Below are 18,150 nucleotides of genomic sequence, written 5' to 3' on the forward strand. Positions count from 1 at the left end.
GGTGGCCCGTCACCGCACGGGACGCCCTCCGGTGCGCGGCTCCCGGCCGGCCGGCTGCCTCGGCTCGTCCAGGAGCGGGGTCGGGGCACGGAGCGGTGCGTGCACGGGCGCGGCAGCCGCCACCCGCAGCGGTGCGCCGTCCACGACGACGGTCACCGGCCCCTCGCCGCGCAGGAGCGTGACCGTGGTGCCCTCGACCGTCGTCTCCACGCGGAGCACCCTGCCGCGCCAGGTGACGCGGTACGCGGTGCGGGAGAGCGAGGACGGCAGCAGGGGCGCGATCTCGAGGTCCTCGTGGTCCTCCCGCAGCCCGCCGAGACCGGCGACGAAGGCCAGCCACGCCCCTCCCACCGCGGCCAGGTGCAGGCCCCCGGCGGTGTCGCCCTGGATGTCCCGCAGGTCGACGAACGCGCACTCCCGCAGATGACGCAGGGCGAGGTCGGGGTGCTGCGCCTGCGCGCACACGACCGCCTGGACGGCGGCCGAGAGGGAGGAGTCCCGGACGGTGCGCGCCTCGTAGTAGTCGAGGTCGCGCGCCACCTCCTCGGCCGTGAAGTCGTCGCGGCACCACCACAGGGCCTGGACCAGGTCGGCCTGCTTGAGCACCTGACGCCGGTAGAAGGTCGCGTAGTGCTGGTGCTCCTGGACCGGGTAGGAGTTCGGCTCGTCCTCGAACCGCCACTCCCGGTACGTCGTGAAGTTCGCGTTCATCGGGTGCACGCCCAGGCCCTCGTCCCACGGGACGTGCACCGCATCCGCCGCGGACCGCCACGCGGCGGTGTCGGCGTGGGTGACGCCCAGCTCGGCCGCACGCTCCGGCAACCGCTGGCACGCGTCGGCGGCCCACCGCAGGTTGCGCCGGGCCATGAGGTTGGTGAACACGTTGTCGTCCACGACCCCCGTGTACTCGTCCGGCCCCGTCATGCCGAACAGGTGCCATCCCCCGGCGGCGTCCTCGTGGCCGATGGACATCCACAGCCGCGCCGTCTCGACGAGCACCGCCAGACCGCCGAGGAACTCGAGGTCCTCGCCCGTGACGTTCTGGTGGAGCCAGAAGGCGCGGGAGATGTCGGCGTTGACGTGCATCGCCGCCGTGCTCGCCGGCCAGTACGCGGAGGTCTCGCGCCCGCTGATCGTGCGCCACGGGAAGGACGCCCCCTCGAGCCCCAGCGTGCGGGCCCGCTCCCGCGCGAGGTCCAGCGTGGCCGCACGCCACCGCAGCAGACGGGACGCCGCGTCCGGGCGCAGCAGCGTCAGGGCGGGCACCACGAACCCCTCGACGTCCCAGAAGGTGTGCCCGCTGTACCCGATACCGGTCAGTCCCTTGGCCCCGACGGGGGCATCGGAGATGCAGGCCGCCGAGCTGAACAGCTGGAACACGGTGTAGCGCAGCGCCTGCTGCAGCTCGGGGTCGCCGTCGACCTCGACGTCCGCCGTGGCCCACAGCTCGTCGAGCGCGGCACGCTGGGCCGTGAGCAGCCCCTCCCACCCGAGGTCGAGTGCGGAACCCACGGCCGCCGACGCCTCGGCGACGACGGAGTCGCTCCCGGCGTCGTGCGACCAGCTGTACCCGACGACCTTGACGATCGTGATCGTCTCCCCGGGTCGGAGGTCGGCGGCGACCGTGGTGACGACGTGCTGCTCGTCGACGTGCGTGCTCACCCGCCCGCCGTCGACCTCGTGGGCGACCGCGGCCGCGATCGTGATGCCCGACCGGCGCGTCCGTTCCACGAGGGCGCCACCGTTCGCGTTGCCGATCTGCGCGCGCGGCTCGAAGGCCTGGTCCAGGGCCGCTGCGACACGCGGGTCGTCGTTCTCCACGCCGGCCGGCGTCACCTCGCCGGCGGCCAGCTCGGACCGGACCAGCACGTGCGCGGGCGCGCGCGCGTCCAGGACGCGGACCTCGTACCGGACCGCGCAGACCGACCGCTCCACCAGGGAGACCAGCCGCCGCGAGGTCACCTCCACCGTCGTGCCCGACTGCGCCGTCCAGCGCACGCGGCGGTCGAGCGTGCCGGCGCGCAGGTCCAGCGCGCGTTCGTGGACCGACGGCCGGACCTCGCGCACGTCGAGCACGATCCCGTCGACCAGGAGCCGCAGCGGCGTGCCGTCGGCGACGGTCAGCATCGCCTGCCCCTCCTCGGGCTGGCCGTAGCCACCCTCGGGATAGGACAACGGGTGGAGCTCGTGGACCCCGGACAGGTAGGTGCCGCGCATGCCGGCGGGCTCGACCTCGTCGAGCGTCCCGCGGATCCCGACGTAGCCGTTGGAGAGACTGAAGACCGACTCGGCGACGGCGCGCGTCCCGGGGTCCACGCGCGGCTCACGGACGAGCCACGGGGCGGTGTCGAAGGTCGGGGCGGCCACGTCCGGTCCTCGCTCGCGTCGTCGGGAAGGGGATGGGGCGCCCAGGGCCGGCGTCCCGGTCCCCGTCCTACCGGTCGGCACACCGCGGCGCGATCCGGGACGGCGGACGTCCCGCCGCAGGATCCTCGAGGGGGATCTCCCGCGGGTGTCGATCCGGGCGGATCCCGTTCGTCCAGGGGGTGAGCGGCCGGTACGGTGCCGGCCGCCGCACCCGAGGAGGCAGCGATGCCGCAGTACCTGCTCAGCCTGATCCAGCCCGCCGGCGAGGCGCCCCCGCCCGAGGTCCTCGACCCGATCATGCGGGACGTGGCCGCGGTGACCGCGGCGATGCGCGCGGCCGGGGCCTGGGTGTTCTCCGCCGGCCTGCACGCGCCGGAGACCGCGACCGTGGTGCGCCCGGCGGGCGGGGAGTTCCTGGTGACGGACGGGCCCTACGTGGAGGCCAAGGAGCACGTCGGCGGCTTCACCGTCGTCGAGGCCGAGGACCTCGACGCGGCGCTGGCCTGGGGCCGCGAGGTGGCCCGGGCGACGACCCTGCCGGTGGAGGTCCGCCCGGTCGCGAAGCCCGGCGTCTGAGGCGATGCCCGACGTCGAGGCGGTGTTCCGCGAGTCCTACGGGCGCGCGGTCGCCGTCCTCACCCGCCTCCTCGGCGACATCGACGCCGCCGAGGAGGCGGTGCAGGACGCGTTCCTCACCGCCGTGCAGCGCTGGCCGGCCGAGGGCGTGCCGCCCAGCCCGGCCGGGTGGATCGTGACGACCGCCCGGAACCGGGCCATCGACCGCGTGCGCCGCGAGTCCACCCGCACCGACCGGTACCGCGCGGCGGCACTGCTGGCCGACGACTCACCCCCGCCCGAGGAGGGCGCCGTGCGCGACGACCGGCTGCGCATGCTGTTCACCTGCTGCCACCCCGCCCTGGCACCGGCCGCCCGGGTGGCGCTGACCCTGCGGCTGGTCGGCGGGCTGTCCACCGCCGAGGTCGCGCACGCCTTCCTGGTGCCCGAGGCGACGATGGCCCAGCGCCTGGTGCGGGCCAAGGCCAAGATCCGCGACGCCCGCATCCCCTACCGCGTGCCCGCCGAGGCCGACCTGCCCGACCGGCTGGCCGGCGTCCTCGCGGTGGTCCACCTCGTCTACACCGAGGGGCACACGGCGTCCTCCGGCGACCGGCTGGTCCGCACCGACCTGTGCGCCGAGGCGGTGCGGCTGGCCCGGGAGCTGGCCGGCCTGATGCCCGACGAGCCCGAGGTGCTCGGCCTGCTGGCGCTGGTCCTGCTCGCCGAGTCCCGCCGGGCCGCCCGGGTCGGGCCGGACGGGTCGCTGGTGCCGCTCCCGGAGCAGGACCGGTCGCTGTGGGACGCCGCCCTGGTCGCCGAGGGGCAGGAGCTCGTGCGGCGCTGCCTGCGCCGCGGCGCCCCCGGGCCGTACCAGGTGCAGGCGGCGATCCAGGCGGTGCACAGCGACGCGGCGACCGCGGCGGACACCGACTGGTCGCAGGTGCTCGCGCTCTACGACCACCTCGTGGCGCTGACGCCCGGCCCGGTGGTGGCGCTCAACCGGGCGGTCGCGGTGGCCGAGGTCGAGGGGCCGGCCGCGGCGCTCGCCCTGGTCGAGGCCCTCGACCTGCCGCGCACCCACCTGCTGCCCGCCGTGCGGGCCGACCTGCTGCGCCGGCTGGGCCGCGACGCCGAGGCCGCCGCGGCCTACGACGAGGCCCTCGCGCTGGTCGGCACCAGCGTGGAGCGCGACTTCCTGCAGCGGCGGCGGGCCGGGGTCGCGGGCACCTGACCCTGCTCGGCCACGGTCGTGCTCTGCCCACCGTGGTGGCAGAGCACGACCGTCCACGGCGGAGGCGTGACGCCGGGGGACGTCAGTCCCAGGAGCGGCGCTGCTTCTTGAGCTCGCCGCGCTGCTTCTTGGCCTGGATCCGCCGCTCCTGCGACCCGCGCGTGGGCCGGGTGCGCCGGCGCTGCGCGGGTGGCGGGGCCAGCGCGGCGCGCAGCACGGCGGCCAGCCGCTCGCGGGCGGCCTGCCGGTTGCGCAGCTGCTGGCGGTGCTCGCTGGCGGCCACGGTGAGCACGCCGTCGACCAGCCGGCCGCCCAGGCGCTCGGCCAGCCGCTGCCGCTGCGCGTCCGCCAGCCCTGGCAGCTCCAGCGGCACCACCGACAGCTCCACCCGCGAGTCGGCCGTGTTGACCCCCTGCCCGCCGGGCCCCGAGGAGCGGGAGAAGCGCCAGTGCAGCGCGGTCGCCGGCACGACGAGCGAGCCGGTGACCGGCAGGTCGCCTGCGGCGTCGTCGATGGCGGGCACGTCCCCCAGTGTGGCGACACCTGCCGTTCCGGCTACCGGGCGGTGATCATGCGTGCCAGGGTCCCCCGCGTGACCACCGGTACACCGACGACCGCGTCCGCCGGCCCCGGGCCCGTGGTGGCGGCGAGCATCGCGTCGACCTGCGCCGTCACCGTGCTCGGCGCCCTGGTGGCGTGGCCGTCACCGGAGCTGACCGGCTCCGGGTGGCAGGTCGCCGACGTCCCGCCGTCCACGGCCTGCCTGGTGGCCGGCGCGGCCGTGCTGTGCGTGGTGGTGGCGGCGACCCTCGTACGCCCCGGGTCCCTGCCGGGACGCGCGGCCGCCGTGACCTGGTGGGTGCTGGCGCTGGCGTCGGCGTTCGCCCTGACGTGGAACGCCCTCTACAGCGCGGCGCTGTCCGCGGTCGCCTTCGGCGCGGTCATCCCGGTGCTCCACTGGCTGTTCACGTTCGTGCCCGCGCTCGTCGTGGGGCTGGCGACCAGGGGTGCGGGACCTCGTGCCCAGCTGCGCGCGACCCTGGGCACCGCCGTGGTCACCCTGCCGCTGCTCGCCCTGGGCTGGGCGCTGCTGCTCTCGTCGGACGTGCTGGGCGCAGTCCTCGGCACGCTCTGGAGCACGGCCGTGCTGGGCGTCGTCCCGCTGGTCGTCGCCGTCGCCGCCACGCGGCTGCGCTGACCGGTCTCACCCCGCCGTCGGCACGGGGTCGGGGCCGCCGGCCGCGCCGGGCCGGCAGCGCACCAGCCGGCGCACGGTCAGCCAGCTGCCGCGGGCGGCGCCGTGCCGCTCCAGGGCCTGGACGGCGTAGCCCGAGCAGGTCGGCTCGAACCGGCAGCACGGCGGGCGGCGGGGGCTGACCTCCCGGCGGTAGACCCGGACGGCGGCCAGCAGCCGGTCGCGCGCCCGCGTCCCCCGCCGTCCGGTGCCGGCGGCGTGCACGTGCCGCACCGTGGTGGGCACGAGGAACAACCCCTCGACGCCGCAGCCGATCGCGTTGGCCAGGCAGCACCCGGTGTTGAGGAACAGCAGGTCGCGCAGGCACGAGCCGTCGCGGTCGTACCCCCGGCGCCGGCGTCCGTAGCCGAACCCGGGGCCGAACCCGTAGCCGCGACCCGGTCCGTACCGGCGGCCGTAGCCCGGCCCGTGCCGCCGCCGGCGCGGGGCCCAGCCGCTGCTCCAGATGAAGACCATGCGCCGATCCTCCGTGCGGGCGGGGGGCACCGCAGGGTGAGCGCGGGAGGACCATCGGGGCATGCCCGACGTCCCCCTCGCCACCGCGCTGGCCGCCGGGCCGGTGGTCCTCGACGGCGGCCTGGCCACCCAGCTCGAGGCGCAGGGCCACGACCTGTCCTCGGCGCTGTGGTCGGCGCGGCTGCTGCACGACGCCCCGGAGGCGGTCGTGGCCGCGCACGCCGCGTTCGCCGCCGCCGGCGCGGCGGTGTCGACCACCGCCAGCTACCAGGCCTCGGTCGAGGGGCTGGCCCGGGTCGGGGTGGACGCCCACGGGGCCCGCCGGCTCGTGGCCCGGTCGGTGGACCTGGCCCGGCGCGGCGCCCCGGACGCGTGGATCGCCGGGTCGGTCGGGCCCTACGGCGCGGCCCTGGCCGACGGCTCGGAGTACTCCGGCGGCTACGCCGACCTGCTCGGCGTCGAGCGGCTGCGGCGCTGGCACCGGCCGCGGATGGAGTGGCTGGCCGAGGCCGGCGCCGACGTGCTGGCCTGCGAGACGGTGCCCGCCGCCGCCGAGGCGGAGGCGCTGGTCGAGGAGGCCGACATGCTGGGCATCCCGGTGTGGCTCTCGCTCACCACGGTGGTGGACGGCGACGGCGTCGTCCGCACCCGCCGCGGCGAGCCGGCCGAGGAGGTGTTCGCGATGGCCCACGGCGTGGACGCGGTGGTCGCCGTCGGCGTCAACTGCACCGACCCCGACGGCGTCCTGGCGGCTGTGACCGCTGCCACGGTCGCCGCCAAGCCGGTGGTCGTCTACCCGAACAGCGGCGAGCGCTGGGACGCCGCCGCCCGCCGCTGGACCGGCACCCCCGGCCTGTCCCCCACCGACGCGCTGACCTGGCTCGATGCCGGCGCGCGCCTGGTCGGCGGCTGCTGCCGGGTGGGACCGGCGTCGATCGCCGCCCTCGCGGACGTCTGCGCGGCCCGTCCCGACGTCCGCGAGGAGGGGACGGGTGCAGCTCCCACCTGGTGACGCGGCCCGGGCGGTGCCGCACCGCGGGTCACCGCCGCGCGGGCGCACCGCGCCGTTGCCGGCGGTCCTGTGTGGCCGCCCGCCACCGGGCTGTGCACCCTCCGCAGGACGCCGGTGCACGACCGACCGCGTCCCCCTGCAGAGAAGGACACCCAGCTCCATGAGACGAAGACTCCTGACGACCGCGGCCGCCTCCCTGATGGCGGTCGGTGCGCTGGCTCCCGCCTCGGCGGACACCGAGGCCGAGGGCTGCCACCCGACCGCGGGGGACCTCCCGGTCTGCCCGGCCGGCGGCGCGGCGGAGACGGTCACCTTCCTCGACCCCACCGCGCGCGTCGTCGGCGGCGAGCACGTGAGCCTGGGCGCGTCCGGCTACGTCGGCCCGTTCGCCGAGCTGGTCGCGAGCGAGGAGGCCCCGATCTCCATCGGCCCGGAGAGCAACGTCCAGGACAACGTGTCGGTCATCGGCTCACGGGACCTGGTCGGTGACCCGGACGAGGACCCGAGCGTGTTCGGCAGCTCCGGCGAGCCGGCGCCCGGTGGCCCACAGGCGCCGGCCGGCGTGGAGGTCGCCGACCGGGTGATCATGGCGCACGGGTCCTCGATCATCGGCCCGGCGCAGATCGGCGTCCAGGGCAGCGACATCGCCGCCGATCCCGACGACGACCAGGAGGTGTTCCTCTCCTTCGGCGCCCGGGTCGACGGCGCCATCCTGGAGAAGAACACCGGCGTCTCCGCCCTGGGGCGGGTCGGGCCGGGCGTGGTCCTGCGCAGTGGCACCCTCGTGCTCCCCGGGAAGGACGTCACCACCCAGGCCGAGGCCGACGACCGGTCGCTGGGCGAGGTCCGGGACATCAACGAGGCCGACGTCGCCTTCAACGAGGCGGTCATCGAGGTGAACATCGCCTTCGCCCGCGAGTACAGCGAGCTCTACCGGGAGGACCCCAGCGCCGTGTACGGGGCGAACCTCGACCCGGCCGGTGTGGAGGCCAACCCGGTCCGCGACCTGCCCAGCTTCGCCGGCCGCGACCTGGCCGTGCCGGGTCACCGCAACCGGGTCATCGGCGACGTGACCCTGGGTGACCGGTTCAGCCGCTTCGACCGGGTGGTCGGGGACGACATCTCGCTGCGCGCCGACGAGGGCGAGAACCTCTCCCTGGGCCGCATCGACGAGATGGACGACGACGTGATCTTCCACGCGCTGGAGGACACCGACCTCGTCGTCGGCAACGACGTCTCCTACGGCGAGGGCGTCATCGCCCACGGCGGCGGCCGCGTCGTGGTCGCCGGCGAGCCCGAGGAGCCGACCGTGATCCACGACGGCGTGACCCTGGAGGACGAGGCCGTCGTGTTCCGCAGCACCATCGGCGAGGGGTCCACGATCGGCGAGCGCAGCGCCGTGGTCGGCACCGACCTGGCGCCGAACAGCGTCGTCCCGGACCGGACGATCGTGCTCAACGGCGAGGTCTTCGGCTCCGTCGAGTGGTGACGTGCGACTGAGGTCCACGCACCCGGCGGGTGCCCCGGCCGCGTGTCTCGCGCTGGCCGTCGCGCTCGCCGGGTGCTCGTCCGCCGAGGACGCGTCCGGGCCGGCCTCCGCCACCGCCTCGCCGCCACCGGACCGGCTCCCCGTGGCCGGCGAGCCGGTCCGGCTGGTGTCGGCGACGCTGGAGGACACCGTCGTCCCGCAGGAGGACGGGCGGATCTCCTGGACCACCACCTGGGAGGCCTGCTTCGCCCCGGCCGACGACGATCCGGCGGGAGTGGCCCGCTGGGAGGCGCAGCTGGTCACCCCCGAGGGGGCCTCGCCGGACGTCGAGCAGCTGCCCGGCAACTGCGTCGACCTCGACGTCGCCACCGGCCTCAACCCCGCCGACGCCGGACTGCTCAACCGCGAGATCGCGCTCTCCGACGCCGCCGGCCTGACCTACCGGGTGCGGGCGGTCACCCGGGAGGGCACGGCCACGCCGTGGACCGACCCGGTTCGGGTCACCTCCGAGTCGCCGCCCGGCTGAGCCGGCGCGGACCGGCCGCCTCCTCGGCTCCCCGGGCGTGCGCGGGGCCGAGGACGGGGTCCGGCACGAGCGCGCGAGTGGTGCGAGGACGGGGCCCTCGTTCAGAGGATCGGCTTGCCGCCGGTCACCGCGACCCGCGCGCCGGAGACGTAGGACGCCTCGTCGCTGGCCAGCAGCACGTAGACCGGCGCCAGCTCGGCCGGCTGGGCGGCGCGCCCGATCGGCGACTGCTGCCCGAAGCTCTCGACCTTCTCCTCCGGCATGGTCGCCGGGATCAGCGGCGTCCAGACCGGGCCGGGAGCGACGCTGTTGGCGCGGATGCCCTTCTCGGCCAGCATCTGCGCGAGGCTGGCGGTGAAGTTGGCGATGCCGGCCTTGGTCATCGCGTACGGCGCCAGGTTGGGGCTGGGGTTGTCGGAGTTCACCGACGACGAGTTGATGATCGACGCGCCCGGCTGCATGTGCGGGACGGCGTCCTTGCACAGGACGAACATGGCCGTCAGGTTCGTGGCGAGGGTGTGGTCCCACTCGTCGTCGGACACCTCGTCCAGCGAGTCGTGGCTCATCTGGAACGCGGCGTTGTTGACCAGGACGTCGACCCTGCCGAAGGCCTCCACGGCCTTGGGGATGATCGAGTGCGCGTGCGCCTTGTCCGAGATGTCGCCGGGGACGAGGACGCACGTCCGGCCGGCCTCCTCGACGTACTTCCTGGTGTCCTCGGCGTCCTCGTGCTCGTCCAGGTACGAGATCAGGACGTCGGCACCCTCGCGGGCGAAGGCGATCGCGACGGCGCGGCCGATGCCGCTGTCGCCGCCGGTGATGACCGCGGCCTTGCCGGTCAGCCGGCCGGAGCCGCGGTAGCTCTCCTCCCCGTGGTCGGGCTTGGGGTCCATCTGCCCGAGGGTGCCGGGGACCTCCTGCTGCTGGGCGGGCTGGGACTCGGGGCGGAGCTCGGACACGGTCGTCCTCCATCGAGGTGCGGCGTCGGTACGGGCGCTCGCCTACCCGGGTGCTGCGCGCCGGAACCGGCGCCTGTGCGGGAAGCAGGACGGCGTCGGGCACGCTGTCCCCCACGATGACCGCCACCGCCCCTCCCCTCCTCGACGGCACCACCGACCTCAGCGCGCTGCGGGCGGCCGGCGCCGACCCCGACGAGCTGTTCAGCACCTTCGCCGCGTGGGCGGAGGCCGGCGGCACGACGCTGTACCCGGCGCAGGAGGAGGCGCTGATCGAGCTGGTCAGCGGCGCCAACGTCGTCCTGGCGACGCCGACCGGCTCGGGCAAGTCGCTGGTGGCCACCGGCGCGCAGTACGCCGCACTCGCCGCCGGACGGCGCAGCTGGTACACCGCGCCCATCAAGGCGCTGGTCAGCGAGAAGTTCTTCGCGCTGTGCGGCGTCTTCGGCGCGGAGAACGTCGGCATGCTCACCGGCGACGCCGCGGTCAACCGGGACGCCCCGATCATCGCCTGCACCGCCGAGGTGCTGGCCAACGTGGCGCTGCGCGAGGGCGCGGACGCCGACGTCGGCCTGGTCGTCATGGACGAGTTCCACTTCTACGGCGACCCGGACCGCGGCTGGGCCTGGCAGGTGCCGCTGCTGGAGCTGCCGAGGGCGCAGTTCCTGCTGATGAGCGCCACCCTCGGCGACACCGGCTGGCTGCGCGAGGACCTCACCCGCCGCACCGGCCGGCCCACCGCGCTGGTCGCGAACGCCGAGCGGCCGGTGCCGCTGCACCACTACTACGCGACCACGCCGATGCACGAGACGATCCAGGAGCTGCTGGACACCCGGCAGGCGCCGGTCTACGTCGTCCACTTCACCCAGGCCTCGGCGCTGGAGCGCGCGCAGGCGCTGATGAGCGTGAACGTGTGCACCAAGGAGGAGAAGGCCGCGATCGCCGAGACGATCGGTGGCTTCCGGTTCACCACCGCCTTCGGGACGACGCTGTCGCGGCTGGTCCGCCACGGCATCGGCGTGCACCACGCGGGGATGCTGCCCAAGTACCGGCGGCTGGTGGAGCAGCTGGCCCAGGCCGGCCTGCTCAAGGTCATCTGCGGCACCGACACCCTCGGCGTCGGCATCAACGTGCCGATCCGCACCGTGGTGTTCTCCGCGCTGTCCAAGTACGACGGCACCCGCACCCGGCTGCTCAGCGCCCGCGAGTTCCACCAGATCGCCGGGCGGGCCGGGCGCGCGGGTTACGACACCGCGGGCACCGTCGTCGTCCAGGCGCCGGAGCACGAGGTGGAGAACCTCAAGCAGTTCGCGAAGGTCGCCGACGACCCGAAGAAGCGCCGCAAGCTGGTCCGCCGGAAGGCGCCCGAGGGCATGGTGCCGTGGTCGGAGGGCACCATGCGCCGGCTGGTCGAGGCCGAGCCCGAGCCGCTGACCAGCAACTTCCGGGTGTCGACGGCGATGGTGCTCGACGTCGTCGACCGCCCCGGCGACCCGTTCGCCGCGATGCGCCGGCTGCTGACGGACAACCACGAGCCGCGGAAGCGGCAGCTGCGGCACGTCCGGGAGGCGATCGGCATCGCCCGGTCCCTGCTGCAGGCCGGCGTCCTGGAGCGGCTGGACCAGCCCGAACCCGACGGACGGCGCCACACCCTGACGCTGGACCTGCCGCCGGACTTCGCGCTCAACCAGCCGCTGTCGACCTTCGCGCTGGCCGCCATCGACCTGCTCGACCCCGACTCCGACACCTACGCCCTCGACGTCGTGAGCGTCATCGAGGCCACCCTCGACGACCCGCGGCAGGTCCTCGCCGCCCAGCTGAACAAGGCCAAGGGCGAGGCGGTGGCCCAGATGAAGGCCGAGGGGATCGAGTACGAGGAGCGCATGGAGCTGCTCGAGGAGATCTCCCACCCCAGGCCGCTGGCGGAGCTGCTGGAGCACGCGTTCGAGGTCTACACCCGGTCCAACCCGTGGGCGCGCGACGCGCAGCTGTCGCCGAAGTCCGTCGTCCGCGACGTGTGGGAGAACGCCTACACCTTCCGCGAGCTGGTCAACGCCTACGGGCTGACCCGGGCCGAGGGCGCGGTGCTGCGCTACCTGTCGGACGCCTACAAGGCACTGCGCTCCGGCGTCCCCGCCGCCGCCCGCACCGACGAGGTCACCGACCTCGTCGAGTGGCTGGGCGAGCTGGTCCGCCAGGTCGACTCCTCGCTGCTCGACGAGTGGGAGCAGCTGACCAGCGCCGACCAGCCGCTGGACGCACCGGTCGCCGTCCCGGTCCGCCCGCGGCCGCTGACCGGCAACGAGCGGGCGTTCACCGCGATGGTCCGCAACCAGCTGTTCCGCCGGGTGGAGCTGTTCGCCCGCCGCCGCTGGTACGACCTCGGCGAGCTCGACCGCGGCTCCGGGTGGGACGCCGACCGCTGGGGCGAGGTGGTGCAGGCCTACTTCGCCGAGCACGCCGAGCTCTCCACGGGCGCCGACGCCCGCGGACCGGCGCTGCTGGTCTGGGACAGGCAGCCCGGGATCTGGCGGGTCCGGCAGATCCTCGACGACCCCGCGGGCGACCACGACTGGGGCTTCGACGTCGAGGTCGACCTCGAAGCGTCCGACGAGGAGGGCGCCGTCGTCCTCCGCCTCGTCGACGCGGGACGCAAGGACTGAACAGCTCCTCGTCTCCTGACGTTGATCATGGGGTTCTTGCTCGCGACACGGGTGGACACGCCGCTGACACGGGCAACGACCCCATGATCAACGCCGGGAGCGCGGCCGGGGAGGAACGGCGAGGTGGACGACCCATCAGCGGGAGGCCTTCGGCCCTCGGACCGCCGGACACAGGAACTGCTGAGGCCGGGGCAGGTGGTGGGGTCCGGCGGCTGTGCGGTCCACGAGGGGACGTGACGAGGACCCTCTGATCCGCACACCTCGCGAACTCGGCGCGGGCCCCTGGAGAGGGCCACGCGCGCATGTCGCCGCCCTCGACGCAGAGCACGCCGTCGCCCCGGAACGCTTCGTGGTCACCTGGCTGCTCGAGCACGACCAGGAGTCCCGCGGGCGGGCGGAGCGCTCCGGGCTGTCACCGCAGTGGCGGGGTCCGGACACCGGCAACCCCGACCCGGCCGCCGTCCGGCTGGTCCACGCCGACCGACGGCTCGGCGCAGAGCTGCTGGAGCGCGTCACGGCGCTCGCCTGATCAGGTGAGGTGCAGGTACCAGGCGAGCACGAAGCAGGCCAGTGCGAACCAGGTCAGCGCGGCGCGGACCCAGTTGGCGCGCCGCCAGCGGGCCCGGGCGACCCGCCAGTCGTCGGGCACGGCCTCGGGCTCCCAGGACAGCATCACGTCGTAGTTCGGTTCCGACCACCGCCGGGAGACCAGGAACGGGCCGGTGACCGTCGCTGCCCACCCCACCGCAGTGAGGACGAACGGCGCGCTGAGGACCCGGTCCCGCAACCCCACCAGCGCCACGGCCGGGGCGAGCACCAGCAAGGCGACGAGCACGGTGTTCGTGGGCGACGTGCGGGCCACCGGCAGGAACGCGCGCATCGCCTCCGCGAAGCCGCGCGGCCCCTGGGTCGCGTACACCGGGTGCAGGATCGTCGTGAGCATCAGCAGCAGCCCCGACCAGAGGCCGGCGGCGACGACGCTGACCCCGAGTGCGATGTCCGCCAGCACCACCGTTCCCCTCCTCCGTGGACGAAGAGGCCGGGACGAGCCTGGCACCACGCGGGCACGCCGGCGCCCTCCCGCACGCCCGCCGGCGACCCGTCCGCGCGTTGCCACCGGACGTGGCCGCCACCGACGACCGGGTCACGACCACCCCGACCCGTCGATCGCCGCCTCCTCCCCACCTGGCAGGCTCAGCGGCGATGTCCACATGACCGGCCTCGAGATGCTGGCCGTCGCCGCTGCGGGGCTGGCCGCGGGCTCGATCAACGCCGTCGTCGGCTCCGGCACGCTGGTCACCTTCCCCGTGCTGCTCGCGGTCGGGCTGCCGCCGGTGACGGCGACGATCAGCAACTCCCTCGGCCTGGTGCTGGGCAACCTCACCGCGTCGCTGGGCTACCGGCGCGAGCTGGCCGGGCAGCGGGGGCTGCTGCTGCGGCTGCTCCCGGCCTCGGTCCTCGGCGCGCTGACCGGCGCCTTCCTGCTGCTCACCCTCCCGGCGAGCAGCTTCGAGGCCATCGTGCCGACGCTGGTCGGGCTGGCCGTCGTCCTGGTCGCCGTGCAGCCGCTGGTGCAGCGGGTGCTCGCCCGCCGGCGGGCCGTGGACGCGCCCCCGCAGCGGCTGGGCCCGGGTCGCATGGCCGCGCTGTTCGCGGGCGCCTACGCCACCGGCAGCTACGGCGGCTACTTCGCCGCCAGCCAGGGCGTGCTGCAGATCGGCGTCTTCGGGTTGCTGCTGCGCGAGTCGCTGCAGCGGCTGAACGCGATCAAGAACGTGCTCACCCTCGCGGTCAACGCCGTGGCGGCCGCGGCCTACGTCGTGGTGGCCACCGACCGCGTCGACTGGCTCGCCGCCGGGCTGGTCGCCGCCGGGTCGCTGCTCGGCGGGCACGTCGGCGCCCGGTTCGGCCGCCGGCTGCCGGCGCCGGTGCTGCGGACGGCGATCGTCGTGCTGGGCTGCGTCGCGATCGCCGTCCTGCTGACCCGCTGAACGGGTGGGACCGGCCGGTGTCGGTGTCGCGGCGCCGGGCGGGCAAGCTGGACCCATGACCGGGAGAGCCGCCGAACGCTTCGACGAGGCCCTCGCCGCCTCACCGCCGCACCTCGACAGCCCCGACCTGCTGCCCGCGCGGCTCGCGCGGGCCTGCGCCGCGGCGCTGGCCGTCGACGGCGCCGGGCTGAGCCTGCACGTCGGCCTGCTGCGGACCCCGATCGGCGCCAGCGACCCGCTGACCGCGCACGCCGAGCGCCTGCAGTTCACCGTCGGCGACGGGCCCTGCCTGCGGGCCAACGACGACGGCGAGCAGATCGACTTCTCGCTCGAGGACATCGCCCGCAACTGGCCGGAGCTGTGGGCCGCGCTGATCGACACGACGCCGTTCCAGGCGGTGCTCTCGATGCCGCTGCCCCCGCCGATGGGGCCGCTGGTGGTGCTCGACCTGTGGGTGCGCGACCCGGCGGCGCTGACCGTGCTGGACCGCGCCGACGCCCAGGAGGTCGCCCGCGCGACGACCGAGGAGCTGGCGCTCACGGTGACCGGCCCGGAGTTCCCCGACGACGGCAGCAACTGGCTCGACGGGCCCGACGCCCGCCGCCGGGCCACCGTCTGGCAGGCGATGGGTCTGGTCGGCGTCGCCTTCGGCCTCGACGCGGCCGACGCGATCGCCACGATGCGCGCCGCGGCGATCGCCGCGGGCCGGGTGCTGGACGACGTCGCCGAGGACATCGTGGCCGGCCGGCTCGTCCCGGCGGACCTGCGGGCGGCCCCGGGCCGCGAGGACGACGCCGGGTGACCCTCCTGCAGTTCGCCCTCCTCGTGCTGGCCGGCATCGGCGGAGGGCTGATCGGCAGCATCGCGGGCCTGGCGTCGCTGGTGAGCTACCCGGCGCTGCTCGCGGCCGGACTGCCCCCGGTGGCGGCCAACGTGACCAACACCGTGGCCCTGGTGCTCAACGGCGTCGGGGCGGTGAGCGCCTCGGGCCCGGAGCTGCGCGGGCAGGCCCGGCGGCTGCTGCCGCTGTCCTCCGCCGCGGTGCTCGGTGGCGCGGCCGGCGCGGCCCTGCTGCTGCTCACGCCCTCGGACGCCTTCGAGGCGATCGTGCCGTGGCTGATCGGCGGCGCCTCACTCGCGCTGCTCGTCCAGCGACCCCCGCGGGAGCTGGCCGCGGAGGGCGCCGCGGGGAACCCGGCGCACCGGGACCCGTGGTGGCTGCCGCTGGTCACCGTGGTCATCGCCGTCTACGGCGGCTACTTCGGCGCGGCGGCCGGCGTGATGATGCTCGCGGTCTTCCTGCTGTCCACCGGCGAGGGGCTGGCCCGGGGCAACGCGCTGCGCAACGTCGTGCTCGGCGTGGCCAACTCCACCGCAGCGGTGGGCTTCGTGGTGTTCGCGCCGGTCGCCTGGTCCGCGGCGCTGCCGCTGGCGGTCGGGCTGTTCCTGGGCGGGCGGCTGGGCCCGCGGGTGGTGCGCGTCGCGCCGCAGACGCTGCTGCGCCGGCTCATCGCCCTGGCCGGCCTGGGCCTCGCGGTGCACCTGGGCCTGCAGGCCCACGGCTGAGGAAGGGCCCCGTCCTCCGCACCCCTCGCAGGCTCGGGGCGGGACCCGGGACGGGGCCGCCCGCGGCTCAGCCGCTGACGTAGGCGGAGAGGAACAGCACGAACGCGCTGGCCAGCAGCAGCAGGCGGGCGGGGGTGAGGCCGTTGATCAGGTTGGCCGTCGCCTCGACCCAGGCGGGCCGGATGCCGGCCTCGCGCGCGCCGCGGCGCACCAGGCGCACCTCGTCGGCCAGCAGCGCACCGGCCGCGCCGAGCATGCCCAGCCCGACGGTGAGGAAGACCAGCGCCAGGCGCTCCCGGAAGGCCTCGGCGACCCCACCGAGCAGCAGCACGACGAGCAGGCCGGCGAGCACTCCGGCCACCGCACCGGCGACCGGCGCCCACGGGCCCATCCGGGTCAGCGGGAACGTGCCGCGGGCGCCGATCCGGGGCCGGCGCGCCACCGGCACGGTGGGGTGCGGCCCCTCGGCGGTCGGCGCGGCCGCCGGGGCGCCACCGGGAGCCGGCGCACCAGAGGCGGCGACGCCGGGAGCACCGGCACCGGGGGCGGCCGCCGCCGGAGCCGGCTGCTCGGCCGGCTGCGGCGGCGCCGGTGGGGTGGCCACCGGGATGGGCCCGGTCGCCGTGGGGGTGGCCGGCGCAGCGCCGGCGGCGGTCGCGCCCGCGGGCGGGGCCGCGGGCAGCTCGGTGGTCACGGGGGACGGGGTGCGTGGTTCCTCGGACACGGGGACCCACGCTAGGCCGCCCCGCCGACACCGGCCGGGAGGGGTGTCCCCGTGTCCCCGTGTCGAGGTGTCGAGGTGTCGAGGTGTCGAGGTGTCGACCTGGCGACGAGGGTCCCTGGTCCTGGGTCGTCCGGACTACACCACATGTCTGATGGAGACGAAACCTCCTCGTAACACAGACTCCTCTGCACCACACCGGTCGACGTCGCCCGGAGCTCCGACGACGCGGCCGGCCGGCTGGCCGAGCGTCCGCAGGGGCGCCACCCGAGGAGACCGCCCGTGACCGTCATCTCCGTCCCGCAGGCCTTCAACGAGGACGACCTGTACGTGGACCTGCGGTCGATCGTCGACGCCCCGCTGTACCTCAAGTGCGAGGGCTTCAACTTCGCCGGCTCGATCAAGCTCAAGGCGGCGGCCGAGATGGTCGAGGGCGCCGAGCGGGACGGCGTCCTGACCCCGGACTCGGTGCTCATCGAGTCCTCGTCGGGCAACCTCGGCGTCGCGCTCGCGATGATCGCGGCCAGCCGCGGCTACCGCTTCCTGTGCGTCACCGACCCGCGCTGCAACCTCTCCACCCGGCGGCTGATGGAGGCCCTGGGCAGCCAGGTGCACATCATCACCGAACCCGACCCGGTGGGCGGCTTCCTGGGCGCCCGGATCGACTACGTCGAGGCGATGTGCGCCTCCGACCCGCGCTTCGTCTGGCTCAACCAGTACCGCAACGAGGGCAACTGGCGGGCGCACCACAAGCGCACCGCACCGGCGATCGCCCGGGACTTCCCCGACCTCGACGTGCTCTTCGTCGGCGCCGGGACGACCGGGACCCTCATGGGCTGCGCGCGGTTCTTCGCCGAGTGGCACCGCCGGGTGCACGTCGTGGCCGTCGACTCGGTCGGCTCGGTGACCTTCGGCGGACCGCCGGCCCGGCGGATGATCCCGGGGCTGGGCAGCGGGGTGCGCCCGCCGCTGCTCGACGAGTCCTACGTCGACGAGGTCGAGCTGGTCGAGGAGGCCGACACGCTGCGCGCCTGCCACCGGCTGGCCCGCCGCGGGTTCCTGTTCGGCGGCTCCACCGGCACGGTGGTCAGCGGTGCGACCAGCTGGCTGGCCCGCCACGGCGACAGCGGCCTCACCGCCGTCGCGATCGCCCCGGACCTCGGCGAGCGCTACCTGGACACCGTCTACCAGACCAACTGGCTGGAGGACCTCTTCGGCAAGGGCGTGCTCGACCCGGTGCGGGCCGCCCACCCCTTCCCGGAGAGCCTGCCGCGGGCGGCCACGGCCACCACGACGGCGACCAGCACGGCGACCCCCGCCGACGTCGTGCCCCTGCCGCTGCCCCGGTCGGGGAGCTGA

General features: G+C 75.3%; 18 protein-coding genes. 12 read left to right on the forward strand and 6 right to left on the reverse strand.

The window, feature by feature from the left end; all coding sequences use genetic code 11:
- Positions 1-9: 9 nt before the first annotated feature.
- Positions 10-2,367, reverse strand: coding sequence for a glycoside hydrolase family 65 protein (locus BLR12_RS20480; protein WP_091382045.1), 2,358 nt, complete (start codon positions 2,365-2,367; stop codon positions 10-12).
- Between the two features lie 225 nt (positions 2,368-2,592).
- On the opposite strand from BLR12_RS20480, the gene BLR12_RS20485 reads away from it, so the two are divergent.
- Positions 2,593-2,943, forward strand: a complete 351-nt coding sequence (locus BLR12_RS20485) for a YciI family protein (protein ID WP_091382047.1) — start codon at positions 2,593-2,595, stop codon at positions 2,941-2,943.
- Positions 2,944-2,947: 4 nt separating this feature from the next.
- Complete coding sequence (locus BLR12_RS20490; RefSeq protein WP_091382048.1) at positions 2,948-4,156, forward strand: RNA polymerase sigma factor; 1,209 nt, start codon at positions 2,948-2,950, stop codon at positions 4,154-4,156.
- An 82-nt stretch (positions 4,157-4,238) separates the two neighbouring features.
- On the opposite strand, the gene arfB is transcribed toward BLR12_RS20490, so the two are convergent.
- Positions 4,239-4,679 carry an alternative ribosome rescue aminoacyl-tRNA hydrolase ArfB gene (arfB, locus tag BLR12_RS20495; protein ID WP_091382050.1) on the reverse strand — a complete coding sequence of 147 codons (441 nt, stop codon included), beginning with the start codon at positions 4,677-4,679 and terminating at the stop codon, positions 4,239-4,241.
- A gap of 69 nt (positions 4,680-4,748) precedes the next feature.
- On the opposite strand from arfB, the gene BLR12_RS20500 reads away from it, so the two are divergent.
- A complete protein-coding gene (locus BLR12_RS20500; RefSeq protein WP_143018825.1) occupies positions 4,749-5,354 on the forward strand; it encodes a hypothetical protein in 606 nt (201 codons plus the stop codon).
- Positions 5,355-5,360: 6 nt separating this feature from the next.
- Here the strand turns inward: BLR12_RS20500 and yidD are convergent, their stop codons facing one another.
- Entirely contained in the window at positions 5,361-5,867 is a 507-nt protein-coding gene (gene yidD, locus BLR12_RS25390; protein ID WP_255363670.1) for a membrane protein insertion efficiency factor YidD, read from the reverse strand.
- A gap of 61 nt (positions 5,868-5,928) precedes the next feature.
- On the opposite strand from yidD, the gene mmuM reads away from it, so the two are divergent.
- The 3 genes from mmuM (at position 5,929) to BLR12_RS20520 (ending at position 8,894) form a co-directional block, all read left to right on the forward strand.
- The gene (mmuM, locus tag BLR12_RS20510; protein ID WP_091382053.1) at positions 5,929-6,879 is read left to right on the forward strand and encodes a homocysteine S-methyltransferase; all 951 of its coding nucleotides are present in this window, start codon (positions 5,929-5,931) and stop codon (positions 6,877-6,879) included.
- Positions 6,880-7,039: 160 nt separating this feature from the next.
- A complete protein-coding gene (locus BLR12_RS24725) occupies positions 7,040-8,368 on the forward strand; it encodes an LbetaH domain-containing protein (protein WP_176832615.1) in 1,329 nt (442 codons plus the stop codon).
- A gap of 1 nt (position 8,369) precedes the next feature.
- Complete coding sequence (locus BLR12_RS20520; protein ID WP_091382056.1) at positions 8,370-8,894, forward strand: hypothetical protein; 525 nt, start codon at positions 8,370-8,372, stop codon at positions 8,892-8,894.
- A gap of 101 nt (positions 8,895-8,995) precedes the next feature.
- On the opposite strand, the gene BLR12_RS20525 is transcribed toward BLR12_RS20520, so the two are convergent.
- Positions 8,996-9,853: an SDR family oxidoreductase gene (locus BLR12_RS20525; RefSeq protein WP_176832616.1), complete on the reverse strand. Its 858-nt coding sequence runs from the start codon at positions 9,851-9,853 to the stop codon at positions 8,996-8,998.
- Between the two features lie 116 nt (positions 9,854-9,969).
- Here BLR12_RS20525 and BLR12_RS20530 point away from each other — a divergent pair, with 116 nt between their 5' ends.
- Positions 9,970-12,513, forward strand: a complete 2,544-nt coding sequence (locus tag BLR12_RS20530) for a DEAD/DEAH box helicase (protein WP_091382058.1) — start codon at positions 9,970-9,972, stop codon at positions 12,511-12,513.
- A 349-nt stretch (positions 12,514-12,862) separates the two neighbouring features.
- Positions 12,863-13,042, forward strand: a complete 180-nt coding sequence (locus BLR12_RS20535; RefSeq protein ID WP_091382060.1) for a hypothetical protein — start codon at positions 12,863-12,865, stop codon at positions 13,040-13,042.
- Here the strand turns inward: BLR12_RS20535 and BLR12_RS20540 are convergent, their stop codons facing one another.
- Positions 13,043-13,525, reverse strand: a complete 483-nt coding sequence (locus tag BLR12_RS20540) for a hypothetical protein (RefSeq protein ID WP_091382062.1) — start codon at positions 13,523-13,525, stop codon at positions 13,043-13,045.
- Positions 13,526-13,724: 199 nt separating this feature from the next.
- On the opposite strand from BLR12_RS20540, the gene BLR12_RS20545 reads away from it, so the two are divergent.
- Genes BLR12_RS20545 through BLR12_RS20555 form a run of 3 tightly spaced genes read left to right on the forward strand, consistent with a single transcriptional unit; the run spans position 13,725 to position 16,070 of the window.
- Positions 13,725-14,504: a sulfite exporter TauE/SafE family protein gene (locus BLR12_RS20545; RefSeq protein WP_091382064.1), complete on the forward strand. Its 780-nt coding sequence runs from the start codon at positions 13,725-13,727 to the stop codon at positions 14,502-14,504.
- Positions 14,505-14,559: 55 nt separating this feature from the next.
- Positions 14,560-15,306, forward strand: coding sequence for a hypothetical protein (locus tag BLR12_RS20550; RefSeq protein WP_091382066.1), 747 nt, complete (start codon positions 14,560-14,562; stop codon positions 15,304-15,306).
- Positions 15,303-16,070, forward strand: a complete 768-nt coding sequence (locus BLR12_RS20555; RefSeq protein WP_091382068.1) for a sulfite exporter TauE/SafE family protein — start codon at positions 15,303-15,305, stop codon at positions 16,068-16,070. Before BLR12_RS20550 ends, BLR12_RS20555 begins: the two co-directional genes overlap by 4 nt.
- 67 nt (positions 16,071-16,137) lie before the next feature.
- Here the strand turns inward: BLR12_RS20555 and BLR12_RS20560 are convergent, their stop codons facing one another.
- Entirely contained in the window at positions 16,138-16,794 is a 657-nt protein-coding gene (locus BLR12_RS20560) for a hypothetical protein (RefSeq protein ID WP_255363671.1), read from the reverse strand.
- A 279-nt stretch (positions 16,795-17,073) separates the two neighbouring features.
- On the opposite strand from BLR12_RS20560, the gene sbnA reads away from it, so the two are divergent.
- A complete protein-coding gene (gene sbnA, locus BLR12_RS20565) occupies positions 17,074-18,150 on the forward strand; it encodes a 2,3-diaminopropionate biosynthesis protein SbnA (RefSeq protein WP_091382069.1) in 1,077 nt (358 codons plus the stop codon).

The organism is Geodermatophilus sp. DSM 45219 (assembly GCF_900104025.1).
In the GTDB taxonomy this organism is placed as follows: Bacteria; Actinomycetota; Actinomycetes; order Mycobacteriales; family Geodermatophilaceae; genus Geodermatophilus.

What these genes read in the sequence shown, in the direction of transcription:
- BLR12_RS20485 (WP_091382047.1), top strand. Translation starts at nt 2,593, where the DNA reads ATGCCGCAGTACCTGCTCAGCCTGATCCAGCCCGCCGGCGAGGCGCCC.
- BLR12_RS20490 (WP_091382048.1), top strand. Translation starts at nt 2,948, where the DNA reads ATGCCCGACGTCGAGGCGGTGTTCCGCGAGTCCTACGGGCGCGCGGTC.
- yidD (WP_255363670.1), bottom strand. Translation starts at nt 5,867, where the DNA reads ATGGTCTTCATCTGGAGCAGCGGCTGGGCCCCGCGCCGGCGGCGGCAC.
- mmuM (WP_091382053.1), top strand. Translation starts at nt 5,929, where the DNA reads ATGCCCGACGTCCCCCTCGCCACCGCGCTGGCCGCCGGGCCGGTGGTC.
- BLR12_RS24725 (WP_176832615.1), top strand. Translation starts at nt 7,040, where the DNA reads ATGAGACGAAGACTCCTGACGACCGCGGCCGCCTCCCTGATGGCGGTC.
- BLR12_RS20530 (WP_091382058.1), top strand. Translation starts at nt 9,970, where the DNA reads ATGACCGCCACCGCCCCTCCCCTCCTCGACGGCACCACCGACCTCAGC.
- BLR12_RS20545 (WP_091382064.1), top strand. Translation starts at nt 13,725, where the DNA reads ATGACCGGCCTCGAGATGCTGGCCGTCGCCGCTGCGGGGCTGGCCGCG.
- BLR12_RS20550 (WP_091382066.1), top strand. Translation starts at nt 14,560, where the DNA reads ATGACCGGGAGAGCCGCCGAACGCTTCGACGAGGCCCTCGCCGCCTCA.